This is a genomic window from Paenibacillus sp. 22594, assembly GCF_052044425.1.
Lineage (GTDB): Bacteria > Bacillota > Bacilli > Paenibacillales > Paenibacillaceae > Paenibacillus_AQ.
On the sequence record NZ_JBQENA010000017.1, the window covers coordinates 1 to 20,662 of the forward strand.

The 20,662-nt window shown below is 45.6% G+C and carries 16 protein-coding genes and 1 pseudogene; 12 read left to right on the forward strand and 5 right to left on the reverse strand.

Annotated elements, in window-relative coordinates; genetic code table 11:
• The 8 genes from ACTJKB_RS29590 to ACTJKB_RS29625 form a co-directional block, all read left to right on the forward strand.
• On the forward strand, nucleotides 1–1,710 hold a 1,710-nt coding region (locus ACTJKB_RS29590; protein WP_440837830.1), incomplete at its 5' end, for a non-ribosomal peptide synthetase.
• A 482-nt stretch (nucleotides 1,711–2,192) separates the two neighbouring features.
• Nucleotides 2,193–3,077, forward strand: a complete 885-nt coding sequence (locus ACTJKB_RS29595) for a carbohydrate ABC transporter permease (protein WP_440837831.1) — start codon at nucleotides 2,193–2,195, stop codon at nucleotides 3,075–3,077.
• Between the two features lie 12 nt (nucleotides 3,078–3,089).
• A complete protein-coding gene (locus ACTJKB_RS29600; RefSeq protein ID WP_440837832.1) occupies nucleotides 3,090–3,932 on the forward strand; it encodes a carbohydrate ABC transporter permease in 843 nt (280 codons plus the stop codon).
• A 62-nt stretch (nucleotides 3,933–3,994) separates the two neighbouring features.
• Nucleotides 3,995–5,344, forward strand: a complete 1,350-nt coding sequence (locus tag ACTJKB_RS29605) for an ABC transporter substrate-binding protein (RefSeq protein ID WP_440837833.1) — start codon at nucleotides 3,995–3,997, stop codon at nucleotides 5,342–5,344.
• A gap of 4 nt (nucleotides 5,345–5,348) precedes the next feature.
• On the forward strand, nucleotides 5,349–6,818 hold the full coding sequence (locus tag ACTJKB_RS29610) for a CehA/McbA family metallohydrolase (RefSeq protein ID WP_440837834.1): 1,470 nt from the start codon (nucleotides 5,349–5,351) through the stop codon (nucleotides 6,816–6,818).
• A complete protein-coding gene (locus ACTJKB_RS29615; RefSeq protein ID WP_440837835.1) occupies nucleotides 6,815–7,564 on the forward strand; it encodes an HAD family hydrolase in 750 nt (249 codons plus the stop codon). Before ACTJKB_RS29610 ends, ACTJKB_RS29615 begins: the two co-directional genes overlap by 4 nt.
• Nucleotides 7,565–7,972: 408 nt before the next feature.
• The gene (locus ACTJKB_RS29620; RefSeq protein ID WP_440837836.1) at nucleotides 7,973–9,238 is read left to right on the forward strand and encodes an MFS transporter; all 1,266 of its coding nucleotides are present in this window, start codon (nucleotides 7,973–7,975) and stop codon (nucleotides 9,236–9,238) included.
• On the forward strand, nucleotides 9,232–9,396 hold the full coding sequence (locus tag ACTJKB_RS29625; protein ID WP_440837837.1) for a hypothetical protein: 165 nt from the start codon (nucleotides 9,232–9,234) through the stop codon (nucleotides 9,394–9,396). The genes ACTJKB_RS29620 and ACTJKB_RS29625 overlap by 7 nt, the downstream gene beginning before the upstream one ends.
• Nucleotides 9,397–9,938: 542 nt before the next feature.
• On the opposite strand, the gene ACTJKB_RS29630 is transcribed toward ACTJKB_RS29625, so the two are convergent.
• The 3 genes from ACTJKB_RS29630 to ACTJKB_RS29640 all read right to left on the reverse strand — a co-directional run bounded on the left by ACTJKB_RS29630 (nucleotide 9,939) and on the right by ACTJKB_RS29640 (nucleotide 15,920).
• Nucleotides 9,939–11,279, reverse strand: coding sequence for a lanthionine synthetase C family protein (locus tag ACTJKB_RS29630; RefSeq protein WP_440837838.1), 1,341 nt, complete (start codon nucleotides 11,277–11,279; stop codon nucleotides 9,939–9,941).
• Between the two features lie 10 nt (nucleotides 11,280–11,289).
• Nucleotides 11,290–14,607, reverse strand: coding sequence for a lantibiotic dehydratase (locus ACTJKB_RS29635; RefSeq protein WP_440837839.1), 3,318 nt, complete (start codon nucleotides 14,605–14,607; stop codon nucleotides 11,290–11,292).
• A gap of 893 nt (nucleotides 14,608–15,500) precedes the next feature.
• Nucleotides 15,501–15,920: a MerR family transcriptional regulator gene (locus ACTJKB_RS29640; protein ID WP_440837840.1), complete on the reverse strand. Its 420-nt coding sequence runs from the start codon at nucleotides 15,918–15,920 to the stop codon at nucleotides 15,501–15,503.
• Between the two features lie 191 nt (nucleotides 15,921–16,111).
• Between ACTJKB_RS29640 and ACTJKB_RS29645 the strand changes: the two genes are divergently transcribed.
• The 3 genes and pseudogenes from ACTJKB_RS29645 to ACTJKB_RS29655 all read left to right on the forward strand — a co-directional run bounded on the left by ACTJKB_RS29645 (nucleotide 16,112) and on the right by ACTJKB_RS29655 (nucleotide 18,590).
• The gene (locus ACTJKB_RS29645; protein WP_440837841.1) at nucleotides 16,112–17,161 is read left to right on the forward strand and encodes an NAD(P)-dependent alcohol dehydrogenase; all 1,050 of its coding nucleotides are present in this window, start codon (nucleotides 16,112–16,114) and stop codon (nucleotides 17,159–17,161) included.
• Between the two features lie 34 nt (nucleotides 17,162–17,195).
• A pseudogene (locus tag ACTJKB_RS29650) lies at nucleotides 17,196–17,611 on the forward strand (sigma factor); the annotation flags it as partial.
• A gap of 367 nt (nucleotides 17,612–17,978) precedes the next feature.
• Complete coding sequence (locus ACTJKB_RS29655) at nucleotides 17,979–18,590, forward strand: hypothetical protein (protein WP_440837842.1); 612 nt, start codon at nucleotides 17,979–17,981, stop codon at nucleotides 18,588–18,590.
• Between the two features lie 113 nt (nucleotides 18,591–18,703).
• Here ACTJKB_RS29655 and ACTJKB_RS29660 read toward each other — a convergent pair whose 3' ends face one another.
• Entirely contained in the window at nucleotides 18,704–19,228 is a 525-nt protein-coding gene (locus tag ACTJKB_RS29660) for a histidine phosphatase family protein (RefSeq protein WP_440837843.1), read from the reverse strand.
• Nucleotides 19,229–19,282: 54 nt separating this feature from the next.
• A complete protein-coding gene (locus ACTJKB_RS29665) occupies nucleotides 19,283–19,753 on the reverse strand; it encodes a tautomerase family protein (RefSeq protein ID WP_440837844.1) in 471 nt (156 codons plus the stop codon).
• A gap of 255 nt (nucleotides 19,754–20,008) precedes the next feature.
• On the opposite strand from ACTJKB_RS29665, the gene ACTJKB_RS29670 reads away from it, so the two are divergent.
• On the forward strand, nucleotides 20,009–20,572 hold the full coding sequence (locus tag ACTJKB_RS29670) for a PadR family transcriptional regulator (RefSeq protein ID WP_440837845.1): 564 nt from the start codon (nucleotides 20,009–20,011) through the stop codon (nucleotides 20,570–20,572).
• Nucleotides 20,573–20,662 lie beyond the last annotated feature (90 nt).

Sequence of the window (20,662 nt, forward strand, 5' to 3'; positions counted from 1 at the left end):
TATATATTTGACGCTTCCGTATGGGAGATGACACTGTCGCTGTTGTTGGGTGCAAAGCTAACCCTGGTGTCCCAAGACGTTCTAGCGGATGTGAACCACTTTAACGCCTTTATACAGAAAAACGGAATCACGTTGACGTTGCTGCCGCCGCAATACTATCTGCAGACCGATACCAGCGGACTGAGGGTACTGACGACTGGAGGCTCGGCATCAAACGCGGAGATGATTGAAAAGGCAGGGAACGGAACCCGATATATCAATGCCTATGGACCGACGGAAAATACAGTGCTGGCAACGGGATGGGAATACGATGGAGAGAGTACGATTCCTAATCCTGTCCCTATTGGGAAACCGACGAGCAATACGCAAATCTATATGATGGATGGGATGAAGCTGTGCGGAATAGGAGTACCCGGGGAGTTATGTATTGCCGGCAGCGGTGTGGCCAAAGGGTACTTGAATCTTCCGGCCCTAACCGCAGAGAAGTTTATTGAGAATCCCTACGGGGAGGGGAAACTGTACCGGTCGGGCGACTTAGCGAAATGGTTGCCGGACGGGAACATCGCTTATTTAGGCCGTATGGATGATCAAGTGAAGATCAGAGGATTCCGGATCGAGCTGGGAGAAGTGGAAAGTGCACTACGGCAGCTGGCAGGAATCCAAGATGCGGTTGTGGTTGCAACTAATAATCATGAGAACCAATCGTTATGTGGGTATATAGTATCTCATACAGTGGTTGATCCATTTGAGATTAAACAAAACTTAAAGAAGTACCTTCCATCGTACATGATTCCTTCGTTTATTGTGCAATTGGAGGAAATTCCTGTCACAAGATCAGGAAAAGTGGATAAACATCGGTTGCCTTCGCTAAACGTGCGAGCCCTTGTGGAACAAGATACATTTGTTGCCGCGCAAAACGATAGGGAGAAGGAACTTGTAACCATTTGGCGTGACATTCTTGTGAGTGAGCAAATCGGTATTCATGATAATTTCTTTGATCTAGGCGGAAATTCATTATTAATCATGAGTATGTTGGCTCGAATTGAAGAGAGGTACCCAGGTATTGTAAAAGTGGGCGATATATTCGCAAATCCCACTATCGCCCAGTTGGCAACGTTCATAGATGTAAGCAGTCAAACAGCCTTAAGATGTGCACAAATTCCGTTCCCAGATTCGTATCTGTTAGGTAGTAGAAACAAGGAATTCGTATTCCGTTTCCAAGATAACAGTGATTTATTCCATGTACTGAAGGAAATGCAATCAGAGAACGAGACAGTACTAGAGTCGTGGCTAATGTTTCTGTACACATATAGTGTTATCGAGGCGACAGGTCAGCAGGAGCTATCGGTTTGCTATGGGGCGAATAGTACTTTTTCATCGTTCGAGATCAGTAATTATGACGACTTGAATGTATTGTTGGAGAACGTAAAAAGCAAGAAACAAGCAGCTCCAAAATATACTCAAGCCAAATTTGTTATTGATTACGAGCAAAATGGGTTATTTCCGATGTTTTTATATCAGTTCACAGGAAATAAAGGCTATACGGAATATTGTGACTTCTCATTCTCTTTTACTATGAGTGAAGAAGCTGTTTATTTTGAGGCAAAGATTTTAAATCGCACCCTCAATTCGGATTATATTCAATCGTTGTTTTTAAGATGGATTCAGATTATCCAGCATGTCAGTTTGAAAGATAATAACAAAGTATGATAGGAGGCATTCCTGTAATAAATGAATTAAAGGTTTGAATGAAAAAAAGCACCTTCTGTATACTGGGGGACGTTCGATCTAAAGAACAAATCCCAGCACAGGAGGCACTCTGCAATGAAGTATAAATACAAAAGCTTGCTCGCTACGTTGGTATTGGTATCGGGCAAATAAATTCAAAATATTCGAATCTACGTTAATCTGATGTTGAGCCATTTTTAAATCTACCTCTCTAGTTTGTTGTCTCGACAACTACATTCTACTTGAGGGATTTGAATTTGGCTCTCTTCATTTATTAAATGAAGCTATTTTACACAATTATACGGACTGAACTAAAAAGGGAAAAAACGATAGGCGAAATAAAAATGGATAAAATCTAAATTGTCAATTGAAGATCAGAGATGCCTTTTTATTGAATAGTTTAAATAATTTCGTAAAAACAATAGTAAACCATGAATATTCAAATAAACAAAAGAGAGGTTGCTATGAAGATTTTTAAACGATGGGGTGAACCTGCAGCTTATTTCTACGTGCTGCCTGCTATGGTTCCGCTCACTTTATTTTGGCTGGCTCCAATGGTGTATGTCGTCTACTTAAGCTTTACGGATTGGGATTTTATGAGTCCGGTGAAAACATGGGTAGGTCTGGAAAATTATAAGGAATTGTTTGCGAATGAGGAGTTCTATAAAGCTTTAAAGGTGACGCTGCTATTCGGTCTTGGGATGGTCATTCCGACAATGGCTGGGGGATTAGCTTTGGCTCTTATTCTTGGCAGGCAAGGAAGAGGGGCCGGCGTTTACCGGGCAATTTTGTTCTCCCCATGGGTTACACCTACGGTAGCAATATCGATTGTATGGTCATGGATCTTCGAACCGCGATCAGGCTTAGCAAATTCGATCTTGATTGGACTGGGGGCTGACGGTCTGCCCTGGCTGCAAAGCTCGAAGTGGGCGCTTCTTTGCGTCATTATTGTCAGCGTGTGGAGATATGTCGGCTGGGCAATGGTTTTTTATTGGGTTGCACTGCAAGGGGTGCCGAAGGAATTGCGTGAAGCAGCTTTAATGGATGGTGCCAGCGGATGGGGGATCTTCAAAAGTGTTACGCTGCCGTTGATCTCACCGACCTCCTTCTTCCTGTTTATTATTTTGTGGCTGCAGTCGTTTCAGGCCTATGATCAGATCAGCATTTTGACTCAGGGAGGACCATCCGGTTCCACGCGCACACTGCTGTATATGTATTATCAATCTGCTTTTGACAGCTATAATGTCGGAGAAGCTTCGACAGTTGCGCTGGTGCTGGTGCTCATCTCGGCCTTGTTCTCTTTGGTTTCCGTGACGATGAGCCGCCGCTCCGTTCATTATTTACAGTAGGAGGAATGAAAAATGAGAGTCGGATCAATGATAGTGCGTTCGCTGCATCATGTCATACTTGCCGCATTTAGCTTAATTATGGCGTTTCCTTTTATATGGATGATCACCAGTGCGTTCAAGACGAATGATGAGATTTGGGCTTATCCACCTGTCCTGCTTCCGGAAAATCTACTGTGGGAAAATATTTCGCAGGCATGGCATGCGGCGCCTTTCGATCTTTACATATTTAACAGCGTATTCGTATCGGTATGTATCGTATTGATTCAGACGGTGAATACCGCCATGATGGCTTACGCACTTGTCCATATGCGGTTCGCTCTGGCACGGCCGCTACTGGCAATCATTCTTATAAGCTATATGCTTCCGGTTGCGGCGACCTACTTGCCGAGTTACATCATTCTATCGAATCTCGGATTAATTGATACATACAGGGGGCTCATTATTTCGAACTCGGTGAGTGTATTCTCGATCTTCATGATCTATCAGGCGTTTCGGCAAATTCCAAAGGAAGTGGTGGAAGCGGCGAAAATTGATGGCGCTCCCCATCGGCGAATTCTCTGGACGATGGTGATGCCGCTGGCTGCACCGTCTTTTGTGGTGATGGGCCTGATTACTTTCATTGAAATGTATAACAACTATTTGTGGCCGTCCCTGATTACCAGAAATCCCGATCTATCCCTTGTGTCCGCCGGGCTGCGAAGCTTCTTCATCGAAGGCGGGGCTTACGGGATGAACTGGGCGCAGGTCATGGCGGCGAGTTCGTTTACAATCTTGCCGCTGCTTATCCTGTTCATATTCACTCAAAAGTACATTTTGAAAGGGGTGAGCCAGTCTTACGGCGTCAATAAAGGCTAGTTTCAACGAGAAGGCAATATAGGATGATAATAAATTTAAGTGAGAAGAAAGAGGAGAGAAGCATGGTAAAGACAAGGGCAAGAGGTGGATTTCTGCTGATGATCGCCATGGTAATGATGTTCTTGGCGGCGTGCGGAAACGGTAATAATAGCATAAGCGCAAACAACGGGGATGTGGAGCCAGTAAACTCTGCAAAGGCGGCAGTAAACGAGCCAGTCGAAATTGAATTCTGGTATGCGCTCGGCGGCAAGTTGGGGGAGAATGTAGAAGCACTGATTAAGGAGTTCAATGCCGCTCAGGATGGAGTCATTGTTAAAGGTGTAGTGCAAGGCAACTATGAGGAGACACAGCAGAAGCTGCAGGCGGCTATTGCTTCTAAGAATGTGCCTGAAGCTGTATTGACACAAAACAATGACTGGGCTCGCAAAGGTTACTTTGCAGCGTTAGACGACTACATTGCGGCTGATCCCGCTTTCAACAAGGATGATTTCATTCCGGCGTTTCTTCAGCAGGGTGTAGTAGATGGAAAGCAGTTCTTCCTGCCGATGTACGGCACGACGCAGGTGTTGTATTACCGTAAGGATATGCTGGAGAAGGCAGGATTGACAGAAGATGTGTTTAACACTTGGGAAACCCTGGCAGATGCGTCAGCTAAGATGGCGGTGAAGAAAGGCGATACAACCGAGGTGTTTGGCTGGATGCCGATGTGGGGCCGCGAGAATATGATGGACGCAGCATTGAGCCGCGGCGGCCGAATTTTGAGTGAAGACGGTAAAACCGTAATGATTGACAGCACGGAATGGATTGAAACATGGGAGCAATTCCGAAAGTGGATTCATGAAGACAAAATTATGGGAATCCAATCCGGTGGTCAGGGTTGGGAATATTGGTACAAAACGATTAATGACGTTATGCAGGGACGAGCTGCCGGCTATACAGGTTCCAGCGGTGATCAAGGTGATCTGGACTTCAATGTTGTAGCTGCGCATACGCAGCCTGGCTGGGCGAACCATGCACCAGCACCTATTACAGAAGCGCTGATGGCCGGTATTCCGGCTCTGGCTTCAGATGAACAGAAGCAGGCAGCCTATGAATGGCTGACCTTCTTCTCGAATACGAAGAATACCGCCAAATGGTCCATTAACACAGGATATATCGCGGTTCGTTCTTCCGCACTTGAAGATCCGGATTACAAAGCGTTCAGCGAGCAGAACCCGCAAATCAAAGTGCCGCTGATACAGGCGCAATCAGCAAGCAGCGCCTTTATTGACCCGACAGGCGGCAAAATTGATGATGCGCTGAAGATCGCGGCTGATAAAGTGCAGATCGAGAATGTTCCTGCGGCTGATGCGCTGAAGGAAGCGCAGCAAAAAGCGCAGGAAGAACTTGATAAAGTGACAGGAGCGAAGTAACACGATGAAGGAGACGCTAATTTGCACTGAAGTCCGGGAAGCAAGCCTGCTTCCCGGGCCTTCCGTGCTGGCATATACATTTAGCATGAAAGAGCCAATGGATTGGATTTCTCTTGCTATATCGTATGAGGAGCTGAATTGGCTGCAAATATTCGTGAAGGACCCCGATGGATTTATAAGAATGCAATATACGGGCAATAAACAGTCGGAACGGATCTTGCTAGGAAGGCTGCAAGAGAATTGCTCTGTAGGTTCTGTACCTGGAGATATTAGAGCGGGAACATGGAAGACAGAGATGATTGCCTATGCTAGAGATGAAGAAGGCGTGTTAAAGCTGGAATGGAAGCATGGAAAAGGCGTGTCGGCGGAATCGTCTACCCTCCCGATTGCAATTGGGACTCCTTGGGTTACGTTAAACGGTAATGACCGGTACGAGCAGGAGCCGATCAACCGCAGCACAGGATGGTATAAAGGCGATTTCCATATGCATACATCGTTATCGGACGGCAAGCAGTCTCCGGAGCAATTGATGCAATCATCATTGAGGCAGCAGTTAGACTTTATCGTAGTGACTGAGCATAATCATCGGCATACCGCTTGGCCTTCCCACGACAGACTCCTTGCGCTGCCGGGGATGGAAGTGACAGCGTTTCAAGGACACTGGAATGTACTGGGGATCATGGATTGGCTTCCTTTGTATGATGAGGATGGTACGCTCACGATTGAAGATGCCGAAGGAATGAACCGAATTATCGCGGCAGCGCGCGAGCAAGGTGCGGTGTGCAGCTTGAATCATCCTTATTTAGCACCATGGGATTGGCGTTTCGGAAGGACAGAGATGAGCTTGTTCCACGCAATTGAGATATGGAATGATCCGACCTATGAAGGCAACGCCGAAGCGGCAGAACGCGCATTGAAGCTGTGGGACGCCTGTTGGGGGAGAGGACTGCGCCTGACAGGAATCGGAGGCAGTGATACGCATCTGTTGCCGCATGAAAGCTATATGGAAGGAGGACCTCCATCTCTAGCGGGAGATCCGGCCACTTACGTGTACTGTGACGAACTAAGCGGCGATCAGCTGTTGGCTGCTGTAAAGAAAGGCCGGTGTATCGTATCTAGAGGCCCAGTGCTTGAGCCTTGCATTTATAGTGGGGGAAGGAAAGTATTGCCGGGAGATCAAGTAGTTATTCATGCACAATCAGCTGTCCCGATCCGCTATAGTATCGCTATAAAAGGTATGAAGGAGAAAGGTAAGATGATCTGGTTATTGAATGGTTTGAACGTATTTGAAGCAGATGTAAATGCGGACAGACCATACGTGTATGAGACAGAATGGGCGGGAGATATCTATCGCTGGTTAAGAGTGGAGCTCAGATCAGAATATGGGACACTGTTAGCGTTTATTAATCCCATTTATGCCAATCCGATTGGATGTGCTTCATTGACGTGGGAGGAAGTGAACGCAGAGTTATGAGCATTCGAATTCAATGTGGGGCATCATCGTGGGAGGTGGATGGGGTTCTGTTCGACAAGGATGGAACGCTGCTTGATTTCGCATACCTTTGGGGGACTTGGAGCAGTCTGCTAATGAACCGATTGCGTCATAGAGCGCTGGATGTGAATTGGCAGGCTGTCCTTGGCATGTGTAGTGACGGAGAGAGATTTCATTACGACCCACTTGGCCCACTTGCGATGGGCTCCAACCAGGAGATTGCAGCTTTGCTTGCAGGGCACTTGTACTTTTCCGGTCTGTCATGGAATGAGGCGATTACGACGGTATTGTCCGATATGAAGTATGCATCCACACAGATCGATGAGTTGCGTCCAGTTCGGGCTATACCCGGTGTTTTAGCATTCATACAACAGCTGAGCCGGGAGGGAATTCCGATCGGAGTTGTCACATCGGATGATACCGAAGCGGCTGTAAAGCATCTGGAGTGGCTTGGAATATGTGATCATTTCCAGGTTATTCTCGGCAGTGATGGTCAAGTAAATGGGAAGCCGCATCCGGATTTGGCTATTGCAGCCTGTGCGAAGCTTCAGATTCCACCGGAGCGCACACTCATGTTCGGTGATACGAAGGCTGATATTCAAATGGCCCGAGAGGCGCGGCTTGCCGGCATCGTTCAAATTGGTCAGGAAAGAATACAGGCTAGTGACAGCGAAGGAGAACAGATTAGCAATTATGAGCAATTGCATTGTACTTCAATAACATCATAGAAGTGAAGAGGTGCAATTAGAGGGCTGGTTGCGGTTACTGCTTTTCCAGGACAATTTTATCAAATATGTCTTTGGGGATGAGAAAGATGCGAGAATCTTGAAGGCGCTGAAGAACAGAATGCTGGTACTGAGCGTGAGCAACGAGAATCGCTCTCATGAAAACCACTCCAATCGCGAGAGATGGAAAATACCCTTACCACGCTATTTTTGAAAAATGGGCTAAAAGTCAAGGCTTTTTTGAAAAAAATCGTACGTTCTCCATTTTATTTTCCAAATGGAGTTGTTGCTGAATCAAAAAATCCTCCTACGGAAGTAGGAGGAAGAGACATGGGTAGAGCAAGGAAACCCTTGTCCCATCTACCTCGGCGAATGGCGAGAGTCTATTGTAAAGAATAGGGGTTTTCAAATATGCATTTGAATTGGAAAAAGAATATTGTGCTCTTTCTGACCAGTCAGACGATCTCTTTATTTGGCTCTTCACTGGTTCAGTATGCGATCCTCTGGTATATCACACTGAATACCAAGTCCGGCCTCATGATGACAATTACGATTATTTGCGGGTTTGTGCCGACATTCCTGCTGTCTCCTTTTGCCGGAGTATGGGCAGACCGGTACAGCCGCAAACTGCTGATTATCCTTTCCGACTCCTGCATTGCGGCTGCAACCCTAATTCTAGCACTACTGTTCCTGGTAGGCTATGACGAGATGTGGCTGCTGTTGGTGTTCTCTGCAGTACGGGCGCTGGGAACAGCAGTGCAAACGCCGGCCGTAGGTGCCATGCTGCCCCAGATCGTGCCCAAGGAGCAGCTCATGAAGCTGAACGGCACGAACGGGAGTATACAAGCCCTGACCATGCTGCTGTCCCCGATACTGAGCGGCGCGCTTCTCACCGTGGCTTCCATTGAGTTAATCTTTTTCATCGACGTGATTACAGCGGTGCTGGCTGTGGCTACAATGCTGCTCTTTGTGAAAGTGCCGTTGCATGCTAAGGCTGCCGCAAAACAGACCTTGAGCTACTTCAGCGATATGCGTCTGGGATTTAGCTATATTAAGCAGCACCATTATATCCGGACCTTCTTGATCTTCATAGCCTTTTTCTTTGTATTGGCCGCACCGGTTTCTTTTCTGACCCCGCTGCAGGTCACACGGACCTTTGGAGATGATATTTGGCGGCTTACGGCCATCGAGATCACCTATTCCATCGGTATGATGCTTGGGGGGGGGATCCTGGCCGGCTGGAAGGGATTCCGCAACAGAGTATATACGATGACGATGTCTTCACTCGCGATGGGAGCATTCACGTTTGCGCTAGGCGTTATCCCCGTGTTCTGGATTTACTTGCTCTTCATGGGGCTGATTGGACTTGCGCTGCCGTTCTTGATTACCTCGGGCACTGTGTTGCTGCAGGAAAAGGTGGAGCCAGACTACCTGGGCAGAGTGTTAGGCGTGCTGGGGATGATCTCTAGCTCCATGATGCCGTTTGGAATGCTGATCTTCGGACCGCTGGCCGATGCGGTGAAAATTGAATGGATGCTAATGCTCACGGGGCTGCTCATGTTTATTCTAGGATTTTTCCTGCTGGGCAGCAAGGTGCTGGTGAAGGCAGGCGAGCCTGTGCCGGCTGCAGCGAGCGGACGTGGAAGAATAAACCGGGAGGATGTAAGTCAATGCTAGAAGCTATAAGCGGAATACCGGGTGCGGAGTCGTGGTCAACAGTAGAACCGGAGCTGAAGGCTAGTCGAGTGACCGGAAGTTCTACATTGAGGATCAGGCCGGTGCGCAGGCTGCTGCTAAGACTCTCGGATAAAGGTGTTTGGGCTGTAATGCGGTAGAAAAACCAACTGTAGACGCGGATGTTCCTTCAAAAAAGACTGTAACTCTGTGGCATGGTGAATTCGGCTATTGACCAGAATCATTGCGACTTTTCCACACGGATAGCCTGAGAGAACATCCTTGAAAATTTTATTAAGGCTTCGCATCCGTCCAATTTCGGTCCATGGTTACTGATGAACTTCACATCGAAGCCATTCCCCACAGTCATAAACAATGCTGTCCCTTGTGTAAGGCCAACCAAAACAAGCAATAGGTGCGGACGGTAAGGTAAGACATTTGCCAGTGTATGTGAGAAACCCTTTCTGCAAGTGCCATGCATAATGTGGTTGTTCCGGTGCCGTGCCGTGGCTTTCAAGAAGCAGTATAATCCGTTACTTTACTAGGCGAAACTCGAACCGGAGGAGACACCAAAATCTAGAGTGTACGCTTTTTAATCAACCGTAGAAAAATCACGCAGAAGCCAGTTTATGAACTTGTTTCATATTATTACCTATCTCTGAGCTCTGGTAGGCATGGAAAAGGCGTACCCTAACTTAAGGTATTACCTTAACATAAAGGCAGTGTTTCCCGGCGATTCATTCTCGCCAAGGCAGCTTAGCAAGGCAAATGCGACGCCGGCCGCCCCATCCAATAACCCTGCTTTCTGGGTTGGACGAACAGTCATATCGAAAGCATCCAGATCGTAAAAGCAAAAGGGTAATGATGGATCAAACCTGGAAATAATGTTCTTTGCTAATTGGTCCCGTTGTAACGTTAATACCGGATGCCCTGTTTCCTGTGCTAACTCATTGGTTGCATGAAGGAGCCCCGCCAAGCCATGACAAAATGTGGGTGAAACTTTATAGAAATCCTGATTAAAAGTACGGATATTGGCGGCTATAGTAGCCTGAATAGCACTTTCGCACCAAGCTTTTTCGCCTGTCGCTATTCCTGCAAGCCAGAATGCCCGAGCAATGCCGTGGGTTCCATAGCACCAAGATTCCCTGCCGGAGGATAGGGAAATCATTTGAATGTTTCCTGGCTGCTTCTGTTTTAGACCGATCTTGCCTGGCCAATATAGGCCATATTCATCTAGTTGTACTTGCTGAAGTATCCATTCCCCAACATTACGAATAGCTACAAGCTGTGCGGGGTTCTGCTGAGATGAAGTCTGGCAGGCAATGCTGAGGGCAGCTAATACACCTGAAATCCCATGGGACATCCCTAGATCGAAGTATCCATCGGGATAAGTTTGGCGTAATTCAGGATTCAAATAGCTTTCCGGCTTGATCAGCCATTTAGAAAGGTTTTGTCCTTTCCCAATGACTTCACTTAAAACTTTGGTTAAGTATTCCAGAAGGGAAGGCAACAGTTCTTGAAACCTTGACTCATCTTGATTCAACAGGAAATAGCGTGCAACTCCTGCAACTCCACTTATGGTGTCATAATGATATGCATGAAGCTGGTCTTTGAACATGTGGCTTAGATCCATAATAGTCGCTGCTGTCATATCTGCTAACCCGTGGTGTAGTTTCTCCAACATATTCTGATATCTTTTCTTGCCTCGAGATAGAGATGATATCCCTAAGCTTATACCCGTAAGTCCTGTCCATAGGCCTGTAGTTCCTACAGCCTGAAAACCCAGACCGCGTTGAATCTCTATAGCGTAAGCATGTCCAATTTGATCCCATCCCGCATCAGGCTCCACCGTGTCTAATGCCCCTAATAAAACGCAGATCCCAGGATAACCCTGAGAAAGACTTAAAGGCTGCCAGTAAGCTTTCTTCTGCTCTACGGTCCCGATCTCCTGCTCGATAACCTGTACGATATACTCCGGGTTCTTTAACCGATTAGCAACTTCTATAACGCATGATTTAATTTGCTGCATCAGTTCCTGATCCATATAGTTCGGCTCATTTCGTATTTTTATTTTTATTATATTCTATAAGGCAGTGAAGAGAATGGCGGGTATAGACCATTACTTTCTGCTCCCGTTCCCGGTTCGTGCCTAGCAGTCGGTTTAGATGCATATGAATTACACTGGCCATTAGTTCCTTAAGTGGAACCTCCGTTTCTGTCTTTTCTGTTGCTGTATGTAAAGTAGACACGTAGTTCAGTAGAGCAGGACGCCGCAGTTGCAGCATCTCATCAATGAATGGGCCATCTTGATGATCAGTCCAGCCATAGGTATTATCACGAGCATACTTCAAATACTGTAACAAACGGCTACGGTATTGTCTGAATTCTTCCCAGCATTCCTGCTGTCTGATATTCAGATTCAGCCAATCAAACTGCTGTTCATGAGAAAGTCCGAATCCATTCATAATGTCTATGATTGATACTACTGCCAGAAGGTTTAACTCCATGGACATCCTACCGAAACGGATTGCGGCAATGAAGTTGGCTGAAACAACACTATCGGCTGAAAACAATACTTCAGCTGCTCTCATTCCTGACATTCCACCATAACGTTCAATTTCTGGCTCATAAGTATCGATAACAAGCCTAGACAGCATACCTTCCTGCTGTAGCTGGCTGCTCCATTGGTGAAGAAGGGGAATCAATTTTGTGCCAATTCGTTCAGGATCGCTTTGAATCCTGATTCGTAGATGGTGCTCAGGGTCTTGGTACCTGATGAAGTAGCAAAGCTCTGCCAATCCTTGTCCAACAACGGATTTCATAAACTGCATTACATACCGGCCAATTAATTCTTCCTGTCGTTTTCCATTTCCGTACAATTTGAAATAAAGCCACTTGCTTCCAGGCAGATAAGAACGTTCAGAATGAAGCGAAATATCTCGAGAAAATTGCGGGAGAATAGAACTTCCTGGCACCTGCTGCGGATGATCAAATTGATCATGCCTCTGCCTTAAATCCTGGAGTTCTGCAGTACAAGCAGCTGGTTTGACTCCGCTGGGATTCGGTATCGAAGCCAGTTTGTTCCTTACTAAAGGAAATACAAACTCTCCGATATATCTTCCGTCCGTTCCTTCCACAGGCAAATCAAGTAGGTCACCCACGATCTCAACCAAAGTGGCTGTTCCATGTTTCTCTATCTCTTTGCGCAGAAGGTCTGAATGCAGAGCTTGTTCCAAATCCAGTAGTATCCGGTGATCTGCCTGGGTCAAATATACATGTTGGGGAACCATCCAACGATTTCGCCATTCCTTCAGCATTAATGGCCATTCGGCATCTATTATGCTTTTATTTTCTTTGCTGACTTCATTAATCCATTTCCATCTAGCAGGTGATAGTACGATCCTTTCATACCGCAGCCGCGGCAAAAAGGGAGAATTCATTAAGGCCCCCCATTGAAAAGGTTGCCATTGTCCTCGTCGCTCTTGACTCACCTCCAATAGGAAGCGGCATAAGTTGGGGGCTGTCATGACATTCAACATATGCCCTGTCGTGGCAATCACTTCCTGTCCTAAACTCCGGGAGATTAGATATAGCTGGCCGTCTTTAAAACCAACGTCAATATCCTGAAGTGTGATAGTTTCCTCAGGGGATTTGGAGGAAACGGCCCCAAGCGGTATTTCGTACGGCCGCACATTGGGTGCCAGAACAACATTGGTAGCCCTGCCTTTCAGCGGGTAGTATGAAACCTCGGCCATAACAGAATTCGGATGCAGCCTGCTCTCTTCTTGCTGAATATCCTGCAGCCTGCTAAGAGCTTCATCACCAAGCAAGCTGGCAAATCTACCGAAGGTTTTTCCGGCTCCTCCCGACCCTTGGTTAGGAGAAAGTATCAACTGATAATCCCCCGCCTCCACCGCAGCAGAAGAGGCAGCCGTAAGTGAAAAATATAACTCTAGCGATAAGGGGGTGAGATCCGACATACCTAAAGTCTCGGAGTTCCCTTCCCAAGCTTCCAAACGTTGTCCGCTAATCTCGATTTCAAGCTGCCTTTCAGCTAATGCTTCCGTCATCCACTGAAGAAGCAACTGCTCACGCCGGTTTCCTTTCACCTCCCGGTTATTTGACAGACTCCGAATAGATGGGGGATATTCATATCCGGCAGGCGATCCTAACCCCAGTTCATCATCCAATAACTCCAGTAGAGGAATCTTCCGGTACTGTCCATATTTATCTAGAAATTCCATAGTGTACGATTTTAGTGGGGATTGATGTTGTCTTGCTTCATTTAGGTTCCAACGCCAAATCAAATCGGCGGCTTTTGCAGCATCGAGGGAGACGGACGCCGGGAGCTGTAAGTTGTCGGATGTTACAGACATGTCCACCTGGATTGGATTCGCAGACGGGACAATCGCTGACATATGCTCTTGAAGACTCCGCAGTAAATCTTTACCTTGCCCGAGGGGAGTTCGCTCATATTGCTTTAATGCAGAATCGACGGATTGCAGCATATGTTTGATAGTTTCAATCCCTGCAACCGGAACCAAAGCATTGATTATATACTCTAGAGGCGAGGGTACTGTGGTAGGCGGACGCAAGGAGGTGATAAGGATTTCCTCTTCGATCAACTGCAGTAGGAAAGACTGAATGATTTCAGGTTTCGTATCCGAATAATTTGAACTGATGCGCCGGAACAATTCATTGAAGGGGATCATCTGGATCGCTTCTTGCAAGACCAATTCAAGCACCGGGGTCAGGCGGACCGATACACTGTCATGCTGAAGCTCTTCCTTACCGCTATGGCCGTAACGGGTCACGTATGGTAGGGTGAGGCGGGAGCCTTGCCGTAATGTCATAGTGCTGGCTTGTATTTGAAGCTGGCTTACAATGCTTGCGTTGGATTCAAGCTGTTCAATGATTTGGAGCAGCCACTCCATATCTGGGCGGGCATGTTTGCGATAATGCTCCCGAGGAGCGAGTTGTAAATGGCTGGACGAAGTAAAGCTACCTAAGGTAACTCCCGCGAAAATCCCGAAGGGAGTCGGCCGTGAAACCATCCTTAACCAGTATCGTAGCCATGCATCCATCGTATGGCGGGTTTTGCGCGGGTTGTTTTTTTCCTGCAAGGCCGGAAGATCCCGGCTAAGGGACGTGCTAGCAATCTGCACGGCTTCTTGAAGCAACGGGTTTTGGGTCATTTCGGTTAATTGTTGGCCAAGGCTTTTGGGCTCTTCCATAAAGCTGCAGTACATTTCCATCGGCAGGAGTGGGGTTCGGAGCATGAAGAAATCCAAGGTGCGGAATAACATAGATGAATTAGCAGTGTTGCCAGTTGGTGATTTAGTTTGCAACGTTTTTTCAGTTAGATTCATCATCGTGTACCTTTCCGATATAAATTTAAGAATAGTATACTCTCATACTCTTAATATTGGAATATATATAAATTAATTGTTTACATGGGTAAATTGCTCAAGTATACTATTTGAAGATTGATGAATATTTAGTAAAAATTAGGATGAGAGGACGAATGAACATGAGTGATTTTGATTTGGATGTCCAGATTGACACAACTTTTGTAAAAGCAGAAGCTCTTCCAACTTTTTCTTGCTTCTGTACATGGACTGCTTTTTGTTGGTAATTAAGCTATCATATGAACAAGAAAAAAGCGTCCGGGATTCATACCGAACGCTTTTTTCTTTGAGTAAGCCCAGATGCCTAGCCTTTTAGGGATGGTCACGCAATATCCGAAAAAAAAAGAAAGATTATATACAATTTCATCTAGCAGTGCGGAAAAATGATATTACTACTAGGCTTTCCCCCTCTTTAAACTTCTCCTATGCCGATTTTATTCATCTGGTTGTTCAGATCACTCGATGATGTCGAATTCATCAAGGAACGATCGCTGATTGATGGTTGAGATAAAATGAGTTCTTACAAGAGTATGCAAGGAGCGTTAAATGGTATCCGATTTGCCCGGGAACATAATATCCCTTTCTGGGAACCTGCGGCGGTTTTCAACATTTCCCAGGAATGTTTTGGAATTTTCTGAAGCGGAACATGGGGAGGAGAATCCTACCGCTTCATTAATGTTGGTTGCTCCGCTTCTCTTCTTTATTGGAATGCTTTTTCAGTCTAGGATAACTTGAAGATTTAAAATAATAACCTGTAGGAATGAGATATTAAAGTCTCAGTCCTGCAGGTTATTTGTGTATCCTGAAATTTATTGTCATTGATAAATTGATAATACTTAATTGATGACTGTGAAAGTTCATTTCTGAGCGAAAGAACTTTTTATTTTATTGTTTTTATAAATATCTTCCGTACCGTTACCCAAGGCGGTTTTGTAATATAAGCATTTGTGTTCTATGACATCCATTGTTTTTTTTAATTCTTCCATCTGTGCTTCCACTGAAGCTTTCCGTTCCAGGAACATGTCATATCTTTGCTGCAAGGTAGAATCCCCCTCAGAGCACCATTCAATGAAGTGTTTAATCTCCCTAATAGGCATCCCGGATGCTTTCAGACATTCAATTACTTTTAAGGCGTCCATATCGGATTCTTTGAAAACACGTTTCCCGCTGGAAGTCCTTTCTATAAAAGGCATAAGTCCCTCTTTGTCGTAATAACGCAAAGTATGCGGTGTCAGGTTAAAGTATTCTGCAACTTCACTAATGGAGTAAGTCTTCATCATGTATCTCCTATCTTTCATCTCATTGACTTCGAGCTAACTTTAACAGGGATTGTATCATGGTATTTGCTAGTTGTCATGCTTCAGTTATAGGCTAATTTAAATTATTCACTTGACTTAGAGTTAACTTTAAGTAATAACATAGGCTTTGTAATACAGGAGCTACATTATCCATTCCAGGAGGTAATACTATGATAAAAGTTAATGCACGTGCTACATTCAGTCAGGAAGGTCCGTTCAAGCTAACCACTATCGAGCGCCGGAATCTGCAGCCGCACGATGTTCTTATTGATATTAAATACGCTGGGATCTGCCACTCGGACATTCATACTGCGCGCGGAGAGTGGGGGCCTGTCAACTATCCACTCGTTCCTGGACACGAGATCGCCGGCATTGTCAGTCAGGTGGGATCACATGTCACCAAATTTGCTGTAGGTGACCGGGTAGGGGTAGGTTGTATGGTTGACTCCTGTGGAGAGTGCAGTAATTGCCATAAAGGCGAGGAACAGTATTGCCTGCATGGCAATACTGGCACCTACGGTGCTATCGACCGGTACGGGCACTATACGCAAGGCGGGTATTCCACCCACATCGTGGTAACAGAGGACTTCGTGGTCCGGATTCCTGATGCTATTCCGCTTGACGCCGCTGCACCACTTTTGTGTGCCGGAATTACAACCTATTCACCGCTGCGCCATTGGGGAGCCGCTCCAGGTAAAAAAGTAGCTGTAGTAGGTCTTGGTGGACTTGGACATATGGCTGTGAAGATTGCTCATGCCATGGGGGCTGAGGTTACTGTTTTATCACAGTCTCTGAAGAAGAAGGAAGACGGTTTGCAATTAGGGGCGAACCATTATTATGCGACTAGCGATTCGGAGACATTTAAGCAGCTTGCCGGTTCGTTCGACCTAATCATAAATACAGTAAGCGCGCAGATTAATATTGATGCCTATCTTTCGCTCCTGGCGCTGGATGGTACATTAGTCAATGTCGGTGCGCCCGCTGATCCCTTGTCAGTTAACGTGTTCTCACTGATCGGTCACCGCCGCTCGTTTGCCGGATCGATGATTGGCGGAATCCGTGAAACGCAGGAAATGCTTAATTTCTGCGCTGAACACAATATTGCATCTGAGATCGAGGTTATTTCTGCCGACCGGATTGATGAAGCCTGGGAGCGTGTACTTGCTTCAGATGTCCGTTACCGGTTTGTAATCGATATCAGCACGATGGGGAATGAATAAGGATCGTCCTCTTTTTTGACATCGCACCCGTGTCCATAACCTCAAGAAATTCGACAATACAGGCGAAGACACGGAGGATCTCATCTCCATCGGCACCATCGGTCTGATTAAAGCCATCGAGAGCTACCACCCGAACAAGGGCATGCCGCCCGCTGTATTGAAAATAAAATCCTGATGCATTTGAGATCGCTTAAAAAGACCAAAAAGGATGTATCCCTGCATGATCCGACCGGGACGGACAAGGGAGGCAATGAGATCACCCTTCACGATATCCTCAGCTCCGGCGCAGATGATATTGTGAAGGAAGTGGATCTGAAGATCGAGAAGAGTAAGATTTACCCCAATCTGGACATTTTGGATGACCGGGAGAAGGAAGTTGTGGTTGGGCTCTTCGGCCTGGACACCGCCGGGGAAAAGTGGACGCAGCGGGAATCGCGAAGGAGCTGGGGGAAGCAGTGATTCTGGCGATTGTAGACATGTTTAAAATTCAGAGCATAAAGCAACTCGTCTGCGGATGAGTTGCTTTATGCTTATATAGGACTACCAAAAAACAACCGTGGATTTACGATATTTGCATAGGATCGACTGCTCTCACATGACTAAATTGTTGTCGTGTGCCTGCGTCTTCTAAATGTTTGTGGACTTCAGTTTATTGAAAGAAGTCCAAAGTTTCTTTATAATAGGAAGAGCAAAGGTGGAAATTTACATTATTTTCCTATTTGAGTTCTTAGGAAGTGATTTTATATATTAATCAATGAAACGGAATTGAAATTTATTTGAAAGAAATAAAAGAGATTCCACAAAGGAGAATTTAAGCATGAAGAGCAAATGGTTAAAGGTAATGACAATTATAATTGGCACTACTATTGTTGCAGCTACACTTAAGCATCCTTATCCCTTCGCAATCGCTACGGTCAAAGCTTCATCAAAGGTAATCCAGACGGAACCACAGATATACAGCAGTGCGAACGCTTTTATCAATCAATACAATAAGAATTCCAAGCTTGGACCAATTGAATCCTATACGATCATAAAGAAGTATGGAGTAACTAAGTTACAGGCCAGTCTTGGAGGATATGGTTCGATGACAGCTGGAATGAATGTGGATAAAAGCTTGAGAAACATCGTATACCAGCAAAAATACCTGTACTATCCGCAAGAAACATTAGATGATATGAAGAAAAATGGCATTGAGGGTGATGGGGGAGTAGAAATAGCTTTGACAATGCAAACGCTGTTACCGATATTTTCACCTAATGCCACTGAAGAGGAACTACAAAAAGTGATCGCTATGTTTGACCATACGCCAAGATTAGATCCTAAACAGGCTAGCTGGAAGACTGCTAAAATCGGGAACATTTCCTACAGTCTTCATATGTCAGAAGAGGGAATGTGCTCGTTCAAAGTCTCTCGGCAAGCTGCTCATTAACCTAAGTTCCCGGACCTAGCAATTTGACCGTTGGTATAACTTCGGAGCATCGACATAGTGGATTGAATTTCTTGACATATACGCCGTGTGGCGGAACATGGGTCAATTGAAAGTTAGAACTCGTAAGTTTTCAGTTCTCCATTTCTTGATGCAAGTTTCAGAACATTTCCATCCTCGGGCATCCCTTCGAAATAGGCTCTTATCGTCCCTGTGGTACACTGGTGTCCGGATATGAGAATATTGATCTCTTTGCCAGCGTATTTTTCCTCAAGTTCTTTCATAAATCCAAACACTCTGGTGACATAATTGGCGACATTTTCGACTCCCTCGTAAAGGCTGGGATCGGGAATGCCGCCGGCTAGTCTAACCTCTTCTTTTTTCAGGCCGTCGGCTGTGCCCAAGTCAAAAACATTAAGACGTTCGTCGATGTTAGCCTTCATGACAGTTGCGATTTCAGCTGTCTGAACAGCCCGCTCCTGTGGTGAGGAGAAGATATAATCGAACCGGATTCCGCTGATTTGTGCTTTCAGTTTCTCCGCTTGCTGGATTCCAGGGCTGTTCAAGGGAAGCCCCTTGCGGCCCTGAACTCTTCCTTCCTTATTCAGATCTGTCTGCCCGTGCCTGATCACATAGAGCATAACTAACCTCCTGTCGTAGCTATTAATTTGACCTGATTTCTTTGAGATTTAGATTTATGAAAAATTATTACGGATGGCCTTGGCTTTTTCTTCGGTAAAGACGCCTGAATCAAGCAGGTCCAAGATGGATAATACTCCTCCGCGGGAACCCCAGCTGCCCTCATCGATTACTTGGAAGGACACCCACCAGCCTGGAGAGGGCTCTTTCACATCAAGTGCCTGGGCCAAACTGGAAAGTGTATTCTGAATAACTTCTTTTCGAACCTCGTTTCTCCAATCTCCGTCCATGACCAGAATATTTATGAGGATGATATCCTTTTCCGGTGTATCCACTAGTAATTTTCCGCCAATACCCATATGCCCGGTAGAAAATTCGGAGAATCGTACTTGGAAACCTTCACGTGCCGGCGGGCAAAACTGTCCAACCTCTGGAACCAGCACTGCATCTGTCAGTGTCTCCGCAAGAACGCGGCGTTGCTCTAAAGAAATACGGCCTTCCGGATAGTTAACTGCAATCATAGTCATGATACTTCGCTCCTTTTTTGTAGGTCACGCCCAATAAAAGTAGTAGGGCTTCAAAATGAGCGTTCTGCTCATATCTATAATCTAAACGTCCTCGTAACCCTTGTCAATAAAGATTATTATAAAAATATATATTATAATAATATATACATTAAATCAGTGTGACTTCAGCTGAAAATGCTTTATAATAAACATGCCAGCTTCGTTATGCATTAGCGGATTGATTTTGGCAGCATTTCCATGGGAGGTTACACAACAATGGCTTCACTATCTGCAAAAGAGAATACGATGCTTGCAATACTGGGCATTCTTTCCATAGGTCCGCACACTGGCTACGATATTAAACAGCATATGGAAGATAGCACACAGTATTTTTGGAAAGAAAATTACGGCCAAATTTATCCGGGGTTAGCCGAGCTTTTGAAAAACAGGGATGTGGCAGTCCAAATTCAGCGCCAGGATGGCAAACCTGATAAAAAAATATACAGCATTACAGAACAGGGAAAGCAACACTTGAAAGATTGGCTCTCCCAGCCCATGGAACACATGGTGATGCTGAAGAAGAACGAATTACTGCTAAAAGTATTTTTCGGCAGTAATACTTCATCTGACATTATTATCGGGCATATCCAGGATCATAAGAAAAAGCTGGAGGAAGCATTACAGATCTTTTTGGGGCTTGAGGAATGGCTGCTAAAGCAAGAGCCGGATGACCCTAATATTAAGTACTGGCTAATTACCAATGATTATGGCAAAAAGCAATTTAGCAGCCTTATTCAGTGGTGTGATGACAGTATTAGCCTGCTTAATGAATCCATTTGAATCCACTCTAGTGAGATAATATTGCATGTATAGCCGGGCCCGTATAGGGTTCGGCTTCTATGCATGCACTATTTTATTTATAGAAACGGA